The following is a 15,221-nucleotide window of genomic DNA, read 5'->3' as shown; positions in this document are numbered from 1 at the left end:
GTACGTCATACAGGGGTGAAACGGGATGTTACTGTTCCATTTGTTTGCCCAGGAAGCCAGCGGCTGTTTCAGCCATTTTGACTTCCATTTCGGACATTTTTACATTTTCGTCCTTGTTCAACAATACAACGGAACCAATGGGATCACCACCGGAAACAATGGGAGCCGCCACAAAGGACGAGAGTGTTTCTTCGTGGTCTCGCGTTAGCTCATAAGAGCCGCTGGCTGTCTCCAGCACAGTTTTGCGATTATCCATACTACCTTCGATAATGCTACCGATTGGCTTGTCCAGAAAATCTTTTTTGGAGCCTCCAGCCACCGTAATAATGGTGTCCCGATCGGTAATCATTGTAATATGGCCCGTGCTTTCAAACAGGGACTCAGCATATTCTTTGGCGAAATCACCAAGTTCACCAATAGGTGAATACTTTTTCAAAATGACTTCTCCGTCACGATCCACAAAAATCTCAAGCGGATCTCCTTCACGAATTCTCAAGGTGCGGCGAATTTCCTTTGGAATAACTACCCGCCCAAGGTCATCAATACGGCGAACTATACCAGTAGCTTTCATTTCACATGTTGCCCCACTTTCTCAAGAAGAATTTAGTAAACTACTGACGGTATCGAAAGACGCTTCCACTCCCCCAGAAGCGGTCACGAAGAACGTCACGGTCATGGTGTTTATGGTGATATCTGACCATAGTATTCATCTGTTCCCAATTCCTTATGCATGTTCAGTTATTTACCTTCGTTTGTAGCTCCATCTTTGGCTGTTCCTGCCTTGGCATCGCCCGTACCGTTTGTTGTTGCGCCCGGTGTAGTTGTGCTACCGGCACCGGAAGTTGCACCGCTTTTCTCTTGCGTAGCTGGTACCTTCGGCAGATTGATTTTCAAATCAAGTTTTGCCAAATCATTTTCGGTAAAGTTTTGGATACTTTCCCCGGCCAATTTATTTTTCAGGGCTGCCTTTTCGTTGTCTTTCAATTTATCAAACGTTGGCTCATTGCGGGACTCCACTTTGATCACGTGATATCCGTATTCCGTTTCCACCGGCTCACCAATTTTGTTAATCGGCTGAGTCTCAGCGGCCTCTTTAAAAGCAGGTACCCATTGCGCTACGGATGCATTCTCATACAGACCTCCGTTAGACGCAGAACCTGGGTCTTCTGAATATTTCTTAGCAATCGTCGCAAAATCCGCTCCTCCATCCAGCTTCGCCTTCACTTCTTTGGCCAGCTTGAGGGTATCCTCTTTTTTGCGCTGTTTCTTCGTTTTAGGATCTTCGAAGTTAATCAATACATGGCGCACAGTTGCTGTCGTGAATTGATCTTTATTTTTCTCAAATTCCTGTTTTAGCTGATCATCTGTTACTTTGTTGGTTTCGCTGTTGATTACCGTCATTACACGCGTGAAGTAATCTTTCACACCTTGTTCGGTCAGTTTTTTATCACTCAGAAATGTCTTGAACTTATCTTCTCCGACTGACTTTTTATACTGCTCCAGCTGTTCGTTCCCTTGTTTGGCACCCTGCTCCTTGGCTTTGTCGTCCGCTTTGGCCGCCAGAAGCTTGTACACCACTTCCTGCTTTACAATTTGCTCCCGTACCTGATCCGAAGCTAACGCAGCCTCATATTCCGGGTAAAGGAATTTCATCATGCTGATTTCTTGGTTGAACTCATTTTCGGTAATGGTTCCACCCTTATAGGTCACGACAACCTTGCTGTTGTCCTTCGGTTCATCCTTGACCTTGTTCTCATCCGCTTGCTTCGTACATGCTGCCAGGACAGATATAGCTAGCAGCGCTGCCATTCCCAAGGAGAGCATTCTCCAAGGTTTTCTTTTATTTAGTTGTGGCATTTTGCAGTTCCTCCTTCAATGTGAATGCTTCTTTCAATGCACTCAAAAATTGTTCCAGCAGTTCTAGCAACTGTGGATCATTTAGACCTTTGCCCTTTATGCGTGCGCTCATAGAAGTGCCCTGTTCAAATTGTACACGTCTTTCAAAGCGATTGCCAATCTCGGCAAGTTTGGCGGTCTGTACCGCCTGCTGGCGCCCTTCATGGAATTTCAGCACTATATTGTCATCCCGTTGCACCATGGACTCGATGCCATACATGCGTCCATATACCTTAAGGCGAGCCACGGCTAGCAAATGACGCACAGCCTCTGGCAGATCACCAAATCGGTCGACCAGTTCATCCTCCAGTTCGGATGCCTCGTCAAAGGTGCTGACCGCTGCAACCTTTTTATAAATTTCAATCTTTTGGATGCTGTCATAAATATAGTCTCCCGGCAGGTAAGCATCGACGCCTAAATCAATCGACGTACTCCAATTCCGATTGGACTGATCCTCTTCTCCAAGTACGCTGACTTTACGTTTATTAATTTCCTCAGCCAGCATCTGCGAGTAAAGATCAAAACCGACCGATGCAATGAATCCGTGCTGCTCAGCGCCAAGCAAGTTACCCGCTCCACGGATGGACAAATCGCGCATTGCAATCTTGAACCCGGAGCCGAGCTCCGTAAATTCTTTAATCGACTGAAGGCGCTTCTCCGCCACTTCCGTGAGCACCTTATCCCGCTGGTACGTGAAATAAGCATAGGCAATCCGATTGGAACGACCTACACGCCCACGCAGCTGATAAAGCTGAGATAGCCCCATTTTATCGGCATCATGCACAATGAGTGTATTCACATTTGGAATATCCACGCCGGTTTCGATAATGCTGGTGCTGACCAGCACATCGTATTCGCCATCCAGGAAATCCAAAATCGTTTTCTCCAGTTCGGTTTCGGACATCTGTCCGTGACCCACGCCCACCTTGGCCTCCGGTACGAGCGCATTGATCTCGGCAGCCATCTCCTGAATACCCTGCACGCGATTATACAGGTAGTACACCTGTCCACCGCGTGCCATCTCGCGTTCAATGGCCTCACGAACTAGAGTTTGGCTGTGCTCAACCACATAGGTTTGCACTGGAAAACGGTTTTCCGGTGGCGTCTCAATGACTGACAAGTCACGTACACCCAGCATGGACATATGCAACGTACGCGGAATAGGTGTTGCCGTTAACGTCAGCACATCTACGTTCGTTTTCAGCTTCTTCAGCTTTTCCTTGTGGGTTACGCCAAATCGCTGTTCTTCATCGACAATCAGCATTCCGAGGTCCTTAAACACCAGATCCTGCGACAACAGACGATGGGTACCAATGACAATATCGACCGTGCCTTGCCGGACCCCTTTAATCGTCTCATTCTGCTCTTTGCGCGAGCGGAAACGGCTCAATACCTGAATATTGAACGGATACCCTGAAAAACGTTCACGGAACGTCTCATAGTGTTGTTGTGCCAAAATTGTCGTCGGTACCAGCACCGCTACTTGTTTGCCTTCAATAGCAGACTTAAAAGCAGCACGAATGGCAACTTCAGTTTTGCCGTAACCTACATCACCGCATAGCAAACGATCCATCGGGCGGCTCTGCTCCATATCCTTCTTAATCTCTTCGATGGCCCGAATCTGGTCACGTGTCTCATCATACGGGAACATATCCTCAAACTCTTGTTGCTCTGGTGAATCCTTTTCAAAAGCAAACCCTGGTGCCGACTGTCGTTCTGCATATAGCTTGATCAAGTCATCCGCAATATCCTGAACCGAGCTGCGCACCTTACTTTTAACCCGTGTCCACTCATTGCCACCCAGTTTATAAATCTTGGGTTCCTTGTCCTCTGAGCCGACATATTTCTGAATCAAATCAATTTGTTCAATCGGCACTGACAGCTTATCTCCACCCGCGTAGAGGACATGCATGTAATCCTTATGGATACCGCCAACCTCCAGCGTGCCGATCCCCATGTACTTCCCGATCCCGTGATTTTGGTGTACGACGTAGTCGCCCACCTTCAGCTCGCTATAGCTCTTAATCCGTTCTGCATTGTCCACATGCCGGCCCTGCTTACGAGCTTTCCGCTGCTTCTGGGAAAACATCTCGCCCTCGGTAATGACTGCCAGATGAATAGACGGCATTTCAAAACCGCTTTGCAGATTGCCGATTGCCATCGTCGGCTCATCAATACCGTAATCTTCAAGCACTCGGCGCATCCGGTCCAGACGTTCATCTCCACTTGCCAGCATCATAACCTGCGTGCCGGCTTTGCGCCAACGATCCATCTCCGCCTTGAGCACATTCATTTGGCCATGGAAATCCTGCATTCCTCGGCAGATGAAATTCAAAATATTTTGTGGCTGAGTATGAGGAACCTGACGGAGAAAAATCGACAGGAACAACGTCTGAAATCTCCGGTTGTACAGCAGATTGTCCGCGTCATCTGACAGTTCTAGCTGTGGTAACGTTTTACCGTTTTGAAGCAAATGCAGATTCCATTCTGACTCATCCCGTTCCAGTTGCTTGGCTGTTTCCAGCATACGTGCCGGTTCGTCAATAATCAGAATCGTATCTTCCGGCATATAGTCTGCTAGGGTTTTACGTTCAGGATACAGCAGGGAGATATATTTATAGATTTCGTCAAAATACACATGCTCTCGCAGCAACTCAATTTCACGATGAATCTCTTCTTTCAGGTGCTGCTTAGCTTGACGATCCGTCATTTTGCCCAGCTGCTCCTCCAACAAAATAGCAGCGGCATCCGCCGCCTGATCCATACGCTGGTTATTCGCAATAACTTCCTTACACGGCGTTACGGTAACGTCCTGAACCTTTTCCACCGAACGCTGATCTTGCGGATCAAACTTACGGATCGAATCGATTTCATCGTCAAACAGCTCCACACGATAACCCCAACGGGTTGTCATTGGATAAAAATCAATAATTCCTCCGCGTACGCTCATCTCTCCACGTGATTCCACACGCTCTACACGCTGGTAGCCCATCTCGACCATATGTAGCAAAAACGCTTCCAGCTGAATCGTTTCGCCTTCTTTCAGCTCAATACGAGCCTCACGCCATGTTTCCGGGATTGGCAGTAAACGTCGGACACCAGAAAACGGCACGACAACAATCCCACGAAAACCCTGGGCGCAGCGTATCAATACATCAATTCGTTGGGACAATGTCTCTGGACTGGATATTGCAGCTTCAGCAGCTACCAGCTCATTAGCAGGATACAATAAAACCTGATCAGGAGAAAGCGCTTCCTGTAAGTCATCTGCTATTTTTTGAGCGGCAAACATATTGTGCGTCATGACCATTAACGGTCGTCCGGTATCTTCGGCAAGCGCGGCCATCAGTACCTGTCGGGAAGAGCCTGATAAACCTGATATCAGTTGTTCCTTCATCCCTGATGAAATACCTGCTGCAATGGATGCATAATCAGCATCCTTCGTAAAAGCCTGAATAAGTGCTTGTAACAAAAAAGGCACCCCTTTATGCTTATAAATAGTTACATGTAAACCGAAAAAGAAGCCTCAGCAATGCTGCCAAGGCTCCATAAGCGGAATTGCCGCTTCACCTCTCAAGCTGGTACATCCTACCAGTTGAATACCTGTTATTGGAGCGGATTAACGAGCAGACTCAGCTCTGGATTATTCTCCAATGCCTGACTGCAATGCTCGCAAATGACTTTGACGGTCACTTCACCACCCGAATTATACGCTATTATATCTCTACGTTCGGCAGGGGTCAAGGAATGGAAGCCCAACCTTTCTTCGGTTATTGCCGCGGAATCAATTCGTCCCAAGAAAGTTCGACAATGTCTGCATACATAATTAACAATCATGTAATGTATATGCCTCCTGAAAGTTTTCTATACCTTTCAGTATGTCCAACAATCTTCCATTTAAGCCCGTCTGCCTACGTCTGAACTTACTTGTTGAATTCAGCCATCGTCCGTTCAAACGGATGACTCAAGCTGTGTTCTAAGGCGTTGCACGTGTCCTCGATCATTCCGGCCAGTAATTCTTTTTCCTTCTTGGGAAAGGTACCCAGAACATAATCGACAATAGCATGTCCAGGCTCCGGGCGGGAAATGCCCATACGAATCCGATTGAAGGACTGCGTGCCGGTATGCTGAATGATCGATTTAATGCCGTTATGACCGCCTGCGCTACCTTGATAACGCAATCTTATTTTACCGACTTCTGTATCCAGATCATCGTACACGACAATCAGATCTTCCATATCGGCCTTATAATAGTCCATATAAGCACGTAAAGACTCGCCTGATAGATTCATATAGGTCATTGGCTTAATCAGTACGGTTTTTACGCCACCAATGTGACCCTCTCCAATTAACGCCTTGCATTTGCTTTGGTTAATCTGGATGTTATGACGCGAGGCAAGAGCATCCAATGCCATAAATCCGACATTATGTCTCGTTTTCTCGTATTGGGGACCGGGGTTGCCCAATCCTACAATCCACTTCATAACCTTGACACCCTCTTTCGCAGTCTGTATTTTTTGGTAAAATAGTTGTATTGAATAGGAAGGTGCGTGCCGGTATGCTCAATCAAGGTGATATCCTCTTATATGACAGCCATTTTCTATATCATTTAAAACATTCCGTTCCTGTCCAAATATATGACGGGAATGTACATATTCAGATTGGCATCGTTGCGCGTTTTAATGAGCATTTCGTCGAAATAGAGGACACACTATACAATCGTCAACGTTTCACATTCATATCTCGCCCAGGCTTTTAGCCTGACATGCTGATAGGGGTTACCTTTTCCATATGGAAAAGGCAACCCCTTTTTTAATGAGCCAGCGCTTATTCGATTTCAAACAGTTTGCTGATCGACAATTCTTCATGCACACGGATGATAGCTTCTCCCATTAATGGAGCCACAGACAATACCTTCAGCTTGCTTGTCGGATTCGGGTGAACGATCGGGATTGTATCCGTCACAACCACCTCTTTTAATGGCGAATTCTCCAGTCTTTCCATAGCAGGACCGGACAGCACAGCATGTGTACAACACGCATACACATCTTTTACGCCGCCTTCTTTAAGCGCATTGGCACCTAATACAATCGTTCCGGCTGTATCAATGATATCATCAATTAAAATAGCCGTTTTACCCTCAATGTTCCCGATGATGTTCATCACTTCACTGACATTTGGCTCTGGACGACGCTTATCAATAATAGCGAGCGGCGCACTCAGGAAGTCTGCCAGCTTACGCGCACGAACGACCCCGCCATGATCGGGTGAAACGACAATCGGGTTCTCAATTTGCTTGGAACGGAAATATTGGGCCAGAATTGGCGCTCCCAACATATGATCTACTGGAATATCAAAGAATCCCTGAATCTGCATCGCATGCAAATCCATGCTGATTACGCGGTGAGCTCCCGCTTTTTCAATCAAGTTAGCGACAAGCTTCGCTGTAATCGGATCGCGTGAACGAGCTTTACGATCCTGACGAGCGTAACCGTAATATGGCATAACGACATTGATACTTTTGGCAGAAGCGCGTTTAAGTGCATCAATCATAACCAATAACTCCATCAAGTTGTCGTTAACCGGCAGACAAGTTGACTGCACAATATACACATGGCAGCCGCGTACGCTTTCCGACAGCTTAACCTGGATTTCACCGTCACTAAACGATGTGGTATGGGATTCCCCCATTGGGATGCCGATGTAGTCCGCAATCTGGTGGGCTAACTTCGGATTGGAGTTACAAGTAAATATTTTGAGTTTGGAATCGCAATAAGTCATTAATAGAAACCCTCCGTGCTGGTTCATTCATTACAGATTCAACAGCTTGCTGATTAAGGTCATTCCGATCTTTTCTTCTTCGCTTTGGCACGTGCGCGGATTTTGTCCGCATATCCGGCTTTGTTCTCTTGACGTGGTCTGGCAATGGCCAGATCGTTATCAGGGACAGCATGTGTTACAGTGGAGCCTGCTACAACATAAGCACCTTTTCCAATCTTAATCGGGGCGATCAGATTCACGTTGCTGCCAATAAAGGCATCGTCTTCAATTTCTGTAATGGATTTATTATATCCATCATAATTGACCGTTATTGCCCCGCAGCCAATATTTACGTTTGTACCCACCTTGGCATCACCGACATAGCTCAAATGAGACACCTTGGAATGATCTCCAATGGTCGCATTTTTCACCTCAACAAAATCACCAATTTTCACATGTTCGCCAAGCTTCGCGCCTGGACGCAGATAAGCAAACGGCCCCACAGATGTACTGCTTCCCACTTCCGCTTCGTTCAACACCGAATGTTTTACCGTTGCGCCTGAATGGATAATCGTATTCTGAATCTCAGCCTGTGGACCAATCACACAATCTTCTCCGATTTGTGTTTGACCATGCAGCCATGTGTTCGGGTACAGTACCGTATCGGAACCAATAACAACCTCGCTCCCGATATAGGTAGAAGACGGATCAATGACAGTGACACCATTCAGCATATGCTTGCGAACAATGCGCTCACGCATATAGCCCTCAGCTATCGACAAAGCCACTCTGTCGTTAACACCGATGGATTCAGACACATCATCTGTCAAATACGCCTCAACCTGCTCACCTTCACCATGCAAAATACCAATGACATCTGTCAGGTAATATTCCTGCTGTGCATTGGTGTTCGTTACCTTGTCCAGCGCTGCAAACAGCTTGGCATTGTCAAAGCAGTACGTTCCCGTATTGATCTCCCGGACAGCATCTTCCTCAGGTGAACAATCTTTCTGTTCCACGATCTTGAGCACGGCCCCGGAAGCATCACGAATAACTCGTCCATATCCTTTCGGGTCGTCCAACTCAGCGGTCAGAATCGTCGCAGCCGCCCCACGGCTCTCGTGCAGTTGCACCAAGCCCTCCAGCGTTTCCGCTGTGATCAAAGGAGTATCCCCACAAATGACAATGGTTGTACCTTTTTCCTGACCGAGCAAGTCCTTGGCTTGCTTGACAGCATGGCCCGTTCCCAACTGCTCAGCCTGAAGCGCATATTCTGCCGACGGTCCCAAATAAGACTGTACCGCCTCTGCTCCATGACCCACGACGACTACGCTTCGGGACACACCGATTTCACGAACCGTGTCCAGCACATGCCCGACCATCGGTTTTCCGCACACCGGATGCAGAACTTTATATAATTTGGATTTCATACGTTTTCCCTGCCCTGCGGCAAGAATGACTGCCAACCTTTCCAACAAGTCCAACCTCCTATCCTGAAAATAACAGTTACCCCTTGGCTAAAACGTTAATTCCCAGATCAGATTTTGCTTAACTTTTCACAATCCTCCTGAAAAATAACGGCGAACCTTTGGTTAATGGCTATTTTTTCAGGCCAGCTTGTGCTGGACATTCATCCCCGGGACGCATCGCTGCCTAGTCCCTGTCTTATGAAAAAGCCGCTTCGGCAGCCCGGATGGCTCCAAGTTGCCTTAAAACTGACTGTTAACTCACTAAAGAATATATCTCATTCCAGACAAAAAGAAAAGAGAGCCACAGTTAGTGGCTCTCTTTTTCTTTTGTACCCCAATCCTGCTTTAGGCGAATTAAGCGCCTTCTTCAATAGCAACTTCTTCATCCACAGCTGCACGTTCGTACTCAGTCAATACAGCAGCTTGGATCTTCTCACGGGTTCCTGAAGATATCGGATGAGCGATATCGCGAAACTCTCCGTCTGGAGTTCGTTTGCTTGGCATAGCTACGAACATCCCGTTATTACCGTCGATAACTCGTATGTCATGAACAACAAACTCGTTATCAATCGTAATGGATGCAATCGCCTTCATTCTTCCTTCTGAGTTCACTCGGCGGAGTCTAACATCCGTAATCTGCATGTGTGTTTCACCACCTTTTTCCAAATAGGACTTGGTGTATACATTCCACACAGCAGTTCGAAATCCTTCTTTTTTTCGGTAATTCGTATCCTAAATTCAGGTAATTTTTTTGAAAAGATTTCTTTTCGACATATTTAGGTATTTTATGATGGATTGTGACAATTTACTGCCCTGTTCACTCATCAAAATAATTGCCCAGCTTGACCGTAATTTGCTTGCTTCGAGAATCGACTGCGGTCAGATTCGCCAGTGAAATATAATCGTGCAGCAGGCGCTCTTCGTTCTCCACCTCGCCCGATTCTACCAGCACACCTACACCGGCCACCTCAGCATCAAACTCAGCCAGCAAGTCGACCATCCCCTGAATCGTGCCACCGGCCTTCATAAAATCATCTACGATGAGCACACGCGATTTCTCACGCATCGCACGTCTGGATAAAGACATCGTATGCAGGCTCTTTTGTGATCCTGAAACATAATTAATACTTACAGCCGAGCCTTCTGTCACCTGATGATCACGCCGTACGAGAACGACTGGCAAATTCAGCTGTGCTCCGGTTGCATAGGCAAGTGGAATACCCTTGGTCTCCACCGTCATAACCACATCAATCTGACGATTGGCAAAAGCGGTCGCGAATATTTTACCAGCTTCGTTCATCATCGCAGGTTGGCCCAGCAAATCGGACAAATACAGGTATCCTCCCGGTAATATGCGGTCAGGCTGCTCCAGTTGCGCACACAGGTCGTTCGCAAACGCAAGCGCATGTTGCTTGGAAAGCCTCGGGATCAGTTTCACGCCCCCTGCCGCTCCCGCCAGCGTCAGAAGCTCGCCAGTGCCCTCATCCTCAAATACTTCCTTGATGATGGCTAGATCCTCGCTTATGGAGGACTTAGCTGCCCCGTAGCGATCCGCAAAATGAGTAAGAGGCACCAGCGTATGCGGCCGTGACAACAAAAATTGCGTCATTTCCACCAATCGTGAGCTTCTTTTAAGTTTTTTCACAACAATTCCTCGCGATCTATTCTCCTGCCGCCCGCTTTGTACAGTAAAGCACCGGCGGACTGGCCGGTTGCTGGCGGAATGTAAGTGATATAGTAAAATCCGAATATTTAATAGTAAATATATCATCTTCGTACGTATTTGTACAACAATTACCACTATAATATGAAAGAAATATCTAAAATCAGGTCAAAAGTCGTACTGCGTACACATCTTTACAAAACCCTCTTAGTCCATTGTAAATCCGTGGCACTTTGGCTTCCTTCGATACCAGTCCGAACACTGTAGGTCCACTACCTGACATCAGCACACCGTCTGCTCCTAAGCGAATCATGGAGTTTTTAAGATGCTCTACCTCTGGATACAGCTTTAGTGTTACATCCTCAAGTACATTTCCCAGCGCGTTGCATACATCCGTAAAAGAAGCGTTATGGATCGCATGCTCCATCTGGCGGGCAGACGGGTGGTGCGCAATCTGATCTGCTTTGACACGACCATACACTTCAGCCGTCGATACATTAATCGGCGGCTTCGCAAGGATCACCCAGCATTGTGGCGGATTCGGAAGTGGCTTGAGCAGTTCTCCGCGTCCACTTGCTAAAGCTGTACCCCCTGTAATACAGAAAGGTACATCTGAGCCCAGTTCCGCACCCAGCACCCTTAATTCGGCATCCGAAATACCAAGCTTCCATAGCTTGTTCAGTCCACGCAGCGCTGCGGCAGCATCACTACTTCCACCTGCCAACCCTGCCGCCACCGGGATATGCTTATCCAGATGAATGTGGACGCCCGTAGACACGTTATAACGTTCTTTGATCAGACGAGCAGCCTGAAAAGCCAAGTTCTTTTCATCCAATGGTATGTACCCAGCTTGACTTGAAATAATAATGGTATCACGCGGTAACTCAGACATCGTCAATCGGTCAGACAGATCGACCATGGTCATAATCATTTCGACCTCGTGATAACCATCGTCCCGCTTACGTAGAACATCAAGCATTAAATTGATTTTCGCCGGTGCTTTTTCATATATTTTCAAGGCGTTCACCCACCTTCAACTTTTCCCTCAAGACAGCTTAACATATTATATCAGACTCAGCGTGTCAAGTCATGAGGTTCAAAAAAGCGGAGATGACCCGGTCTAATCCCGGATATCCCCGCTTTTCATCAGCACCACCGATAGCTACGATTTGCGGGAAGCTGCCTGCTCGGCAAGTTGGATAGCCCGCTTGACCATATTGCCCGCATCCTTGGCTTTAATGCCTCCCCAGCCTTCTTCCTTGACCGTGTCGTAAAATCCAAGATCTTTGGCCAGCTCGTACTTTAGCTCCTCCGACATGACACTCCGTCTTCTTCGGCTCATACATACGCCTCCTTCGGCAATGGAATAAGGAAGATCATTCCCGGCTTAGTATGTGCAGAGATGTCATGCTTCATCCTGCTCTGTATATACAAAACGGCCCCGTCATTTGAAATGACGAAGCCGTCGTTAAACCTGCAAAGCTGGTATAAATCACGAAATCAATTAAGGTGTTTCAAAATATTCGACTACACTTGTATGGGAGTCGGGATCATATACGCTGACTTCTACCGACTCGGTAAGAATGTCAGCATAGCTGTAGGAGACACGTTTAAACGTCTGTTGCTCCTGATCCAGCTTGACGATAAAAACAGAAGGGTACGTTTCTTCCAAGACACCAGTTCGTTCGACGGTCTTACGGCGTCCGCCGTTAGCCCGCAGCAAAATTTTTTGCCCTACATGTGCGTCGAGACTGCGTTTGATTTCCAACAGCGTATTTTTAGCCATTGCCTAACGACCACCTCTTTCCTTGTCCATTATAACGAATTTTAGAGGGATTGTCAAATCAAGCTAAATATTATAACAACACGAAAAATAAGTTGTCAATTTAATTTTTTGCGAACAGGAATAATTTATATAAAAAATGACAAAAAGCCTCTGAAAGCAGAGGCTTTTTGCTCAGGTTAATCCTATTGGCACATTTGAATCCTAGATTGCGGAAGGCGTTACTTTAAGCGTTGATAAATTTTCAAGCTTCGGCAGGCCGATGCGATAGCTTCCCCTAGTTTCAATTCCACCCACTCCGCGACTGCCACTGATTGTCTGGTGAAACAGGTCCCCCATGTTGACCGTATCACGGATCGAAGTAAAGGCCGCCTTGGCAGCCACGTAAACGGGGTCCAGCGCGTGAATCAGGATACGCCCTGGTGAGCTGGCGAAGTTCGCTCCCGCACGTAGCAGCGCCTCAAAATGGGACTGGCACGCCCCCGCTACAATCGTCAGCGAATCCAGATGACGTTCATATTGTCTTGCTACCTGAATCGCCGCCACAAAATTTTGCGAATTTTTATAACTTTTCAAGCTGTACAAATCGTAAGGCTGTGGCTGCTTCAGCACACCGTCATGTCCGGTAATGACTACGATATCCGGACGGATACGAGGAAGCAGTCGGTACAACGTGTCCGCCATTCCCGATTCGTGAACGTGATGTCCCTCTGCAGGAACACGGAGCTGTTCATATAAACTGAGACATTTTTTCAGATAACTGGGATCTCCATCCAGGTGAAGAACCTTTCCCGGCATTTCAAAATAGGTTGACTCGACCGGATCACTCCAGTCCCCTACCAGAGCTGCCTGACTACGAGCAGCTTGCTGCTGGCGTGCCCGTTGCAACAGATTAAGAGACTCACCAGCCTTAATGTGGGCCTGCTGAGTCTTACCGCTAATCTGGTCTGCAGGCACTCTGACCAGATCGTTCACCGGGGAATCAGCCAGCAGCCGAAATTCTATTCCCTTAATGATCGCTTTATCCCGCTGGATGTCCTCAACACGAAACGTGACATCTCCGCCGTACGATTTCCGAACGACCAAGTCTCCTAAACTCATCACACTGTATCACCCCTCCTATATCGTATGGGTGAATGCACAGTTTGGTTCCAGCTTAGGATATACCTGCCTCCAACAGCACAGCGCTGAGACGCGCAAATTCCTCAATACTTAGCGTTTCTCCTCGACGGGAGGGTTCAATACCAGCTTGTTGCAACAGCGGCTCCAGCGTGTCCCTGTTCTCTTTGGTGAAGAAACGGCTTTTTAAGTTATTGGAAATGGTTTTACGACGCTGGGCAAAAGCAGCATGAACCACTTCAAAGAAGTGCTTCTCATCCACCACTTCCACCGGGGGGGCTTCCCGTACACGCAGCCGGATGACTGCAGACTCCACATTTGGCTGGGGAATAAATACTGTATTCGGCACAATGCAGACTAATTCAGGTTCGCTGTAATATTGCACTGCAATGCTCAGACTGCCGTAATCCTTCGTTCCAGGAGACGCAGCCATGCGCTCAGCCACTTCTTTTTGGATCATAACGACGATATTCTCCAGAGGGAGCTTGTCCTCCAGTAGCCTCATCAGAATCGGTGTAGTAACATAGTACGGCAGATTAGCCACGACACTTACTTTACTCACGTCTGCAAAATCGGCTGCGAACACCTCGCGCAAATCCAGCTTCAGCACGTCTCCATGACGTACCTTCACATGCTCGTAAGGGGCCAACACCTCTTCGAGAATTGGCAGCAGCCGCTGGTCAATCTCGACAGCGGTAACTACCTTGGCCGATTGCGCCAGCTTCTCGGTCAAAGCGCCAATCCCAGGACCGATCTCAAGTGCACCCTTCGTCTCATCCAATCCGGCAGCATTTACAATCTTATTGAGAATATTTTGATCAATCAGGAAATTTTGTCCCAAACTCTTTTTGAACGAAAAACCGTGCCGTTGAATAATTTCCTTCGTACGCCGCGGTGTTGCTATATCTTGAATCCCTGTCATACGGACATCACAATCCTTCACTTTCAATTTGTGCCAGCGCCCCGGCAAATTCCTCGCGGCTGATCTGAAATACAGAGAGCCGTTTATGTAGCTGCTTTCCGTTACAATAACCAATACCCAGCACATTCCCTAAGGCCATACGGCGTGCAGCAGCATTGGGATGGGTGATGAGTCCAGCATCAATCAGGTCCGCCCACTCAATCAGCGGGTCAGCGCCTTCCACTGTCGTATGGACCCGTGCAAGAGCGTGTCTGATCGCTTCTGGTGAGGCATTCTCCACGCCAATATCTCCTTTACGCGTCGCTTCTGCCTCGGGTATAAAGGCCTGCTTGCAGCCGGGTACCTTGGAAGCGATAATCTTACGGATGCGCTCCCCTGCATGATCGGGATCGGTTAAAATGATGACCCCCCGCCGCTCCTGCGCCAATGCAATTTTACGCAGCGTCATTTTATTAATGGCGGAGCCGCCAGTTTCTATCGTATCCGCTTCAACAGCGCGGCGAATGGCCACCGTATCATCCCGGCCCTCTACCACGATCACTTCCTTGATCATTTGCGTTTCCCTCCACTGCTACACAGCAAGCTATATTTATCTTTCCCTGCTTTTGA

At 47.6% G+C, this 15,221-nt stretch carries 16 protein-coding genes; 1 reads left to right on the top strand and 15 read right to left on the bottom strand.

The window, feature by feature from the left end:
• Window positions 1-28: 28 nt before the first annotated feature.
• The 5 genes from spoVT to pth form a co-directional block, all read right to left on the bottom strand.
• On the bottom strand, window positions 29-571 hold the full coding sequence (gene spoVT / locus NLX78_RS24295; RefSeq protein WP_061831843.1) for a stage V sporulation protein T: 543 nt from the start codon (window positions 569-571) through the stop codon (window positions 29-31).
• Window positions 572-738: 167 nt separating this feature from the next.
• Window positions 739-1,857 carry a peptidylprolyl isomerase gene (locus NLX78_RS24290; protein ID WP_069290755.1) on the bottom strand — a complete coding sequence of 373 codons (1,119 nt, stop codon included), beginning with the start codon at window positions 1,855-1,857 and terminating at the stop codon, window positions 739-741.
• Window positions 1,841-5,368 (bottom strand): transcription-repair coupling factor, encoded by a 3,528-nt coding sequence (gene mfd / locus NLX78_RS24285; protein WP_023986436.1) that lies wholly within the window; start codon window positions 5,366-5,368, stop codon window positions 1,841-1,843. The genes NLX78_RS24290 and mfd overlap by 17 nt, the downstream gene beginning before the upstream one ends.
• Before the next feature lie 134 nt (window positions 5,369-5,502).
• Window positions 5,503-5,733 carry an anti-sigma-F factor Fin gene (fin, locus tag NLX78_RS24280; RefSeq protein WP_013308128.1) on the bottom strand — a complete coding sequence of 77 codons (231 nt, stop codon included), beginning with the start codon at window positions 5,731-5,733 and terminating at the stop codon, window positions 5,503-5,505.
• 86 nt (window positions 5,734-5,819) lie between these two features.
• Window positions 5,820-6,380, bottom strand: coding sequence for an aminoacyl-tRNA hydrolase (pth, locus tag NLX78_RS24275; RefSeq protein ID WP_061831840.1), 561 nt, complete (start codon window positions 6,378-6,380; stop codon window positions 5,820-5,822).
• A gap of 74 nt (window positions 6,381-6,454) precedes the next feature.
• Between pth and NLX78_RS26820 the strand changes: the two genes are divergently transcribed.
• The gene (locus NLX78_RS26820) at window positions 6,455-6,655 is read left to right on the top strand and encodes a hypothetical protein (RefSeq protein WP_023986434.1); all 201 of its coding nucleotides are present in this window, start codon (window positions 6,455-6,457) and stop codon (window positions 6,653-6,655) included.
• A gap of 68 nt (window positions 6,656-6,723) precedes the next feature.
• Here NLX78_RS26820 and NLX78_RS24270 read toward each other — a convergent pair whose 3' ends face one another.
• The 10 genes from NLX78_RS24270 to rnmV all read right to left on the bottom strand — a co-directional run bounded on the left by NLX78_RS24270 (window position 6,724) and on the right by rnmV (window position 15,165).
• Window positions 6,724-7,677, bottom strand: coding sequence for a ribose-phosphate diphosphokinase (locus NLX78_RS24270; protein ID WP_013308125.1), 954 nt, complete (start codon window positions 7,675-7,677; stop codon window positions 6,724-6,726).
• 59 nt (window positions 7,678-7,736) lie between these two features.
• Entirely contained in the window at window positions 7,737-9,134 is a 1,398-nt protein-coding gene (gene glmU / locus NLX78_RS24265) for a bifunctional UDP-N-acetylglucosamine diphosphorylase/glucosamine-1-phosphate N-acetyltransferase GlmU (RefSeq protein ID WP_081330709.1), read from the bottom strand.
• Window positions 9,135-9,479: 345 nt separating this feature from the next.
• Entirely contained in the window at window positions 9,480-9,767 is a 288-nt protein-coding gene (spoVG, locus tag NLX78_RS24260) for a septation regulator SpoVG (RefSeq protein ID WP_007428016.1), read from the bottom strand.
• 175 nt (window positions 9,768-9,942) lie between these two features.
• Window positions 9,943-10,770, bottom strand: a complete 828-nt coding sequence (purR, locus tag NLX78_RS24255; RefSeq protein ID WP_013308122.1) for a pur operon repressor — start codon at window positions 10,768-10,770, stop codon at window positions 9,943-9,945.
• Between the two features lie 181 nt (window positions 10,771-10,951).
• Complete coding sequence (ispE, locus tag NLX78_RS24250; protein WP_069290753.1) at window positions 10,952-11,806, bottom strand: 4-(cytidine 5'-diphospho)-2-C-methyl-D-erythritol kinase; 855 nt, start codon at window positions 11,804-11,806, stop codon at window positions 10,952-10,954.
• Window positions 11,807-11,950: 144 nt separating this feature from the next.
• Window positions 11,951-12,130, bottom strand: coding sequence for a small, acid-soluble spore protein, alpha/beta type (locus tag NLX78_RS24245; protein ID WP_007428013.1), 180 nt, complete (start codon window positions 12,128-12,130; stop codon window positions 11,951-11,953).
• A 162-nt stretch (window positions 12,131-12,292) separates the two neighbouring features.
• Window positions 12,293-12,574 (bottom strand): biofilm formation stimulator Veg, encoded by a 282-nt coding sequence (gene veg, locus NLX78_RS24240; RefSeq protein ID WP_013308120.1) that lies wholly within the window; start codon window positions 12,572-12,574, stop codon window positions 12,293-12,295.
• Window positions 12,575-12,775: 201 nt separating this feature from the next.
• Window positions 12,776-13,672, bottom strand: a complete 897-nt coding sequence (gene yabG, locus NLX78_RS24235; protein WP_254351776.1) for a sporulation peptidase YabG — start codon at window positions 13,670-13,672, stop codon at window positions 12,776-12,778.
• Window positions 13,673-13,727: 55 nt separating this feature from the next.
• Complete coding sequence (rsmA, locus tag NLX78_RS24230) at window positions 13,728-14,612, bottom strand: 16S rRNA (adenine(1518)-N(6)/adenine(1519)-N(6))-dimethyltransferase RsmA (RefSeq protein ID WP_254351755.1); 885 nt, start codon at window positions 14,610-14,612, stop codon at window positions 13,728-13,730.
• Between the two features lie 7 nt (window positions 14,613-14,619).
• Complete coding sequence (gene rnmV / locus NLX78_RS24225) at window positions 14,620-15,165, bottom strand: ribonuclease M5 (RefSeq protein ID WP_013308117.1); 546 nt, start codon at window positions 15,163-15,165, stop codon at window positions 14,620-14,622.
• Window positions 15,166-15,221: the final 56 nt, after the last annotated feature.

Origin of the sequence: Paenibacillus sp. Lou8.1, assembly GCF_024213565.1 — a bacterium.
GTDB lineage: Bacteria > Bacillota > Bacilli > Paenibacillales > Paenibacillaceae > Paenibacillus > Paenibacillus polymyxa_B.
This window is presented reverse-complemented; position numbering and strand designations above follow the sequence as displayed.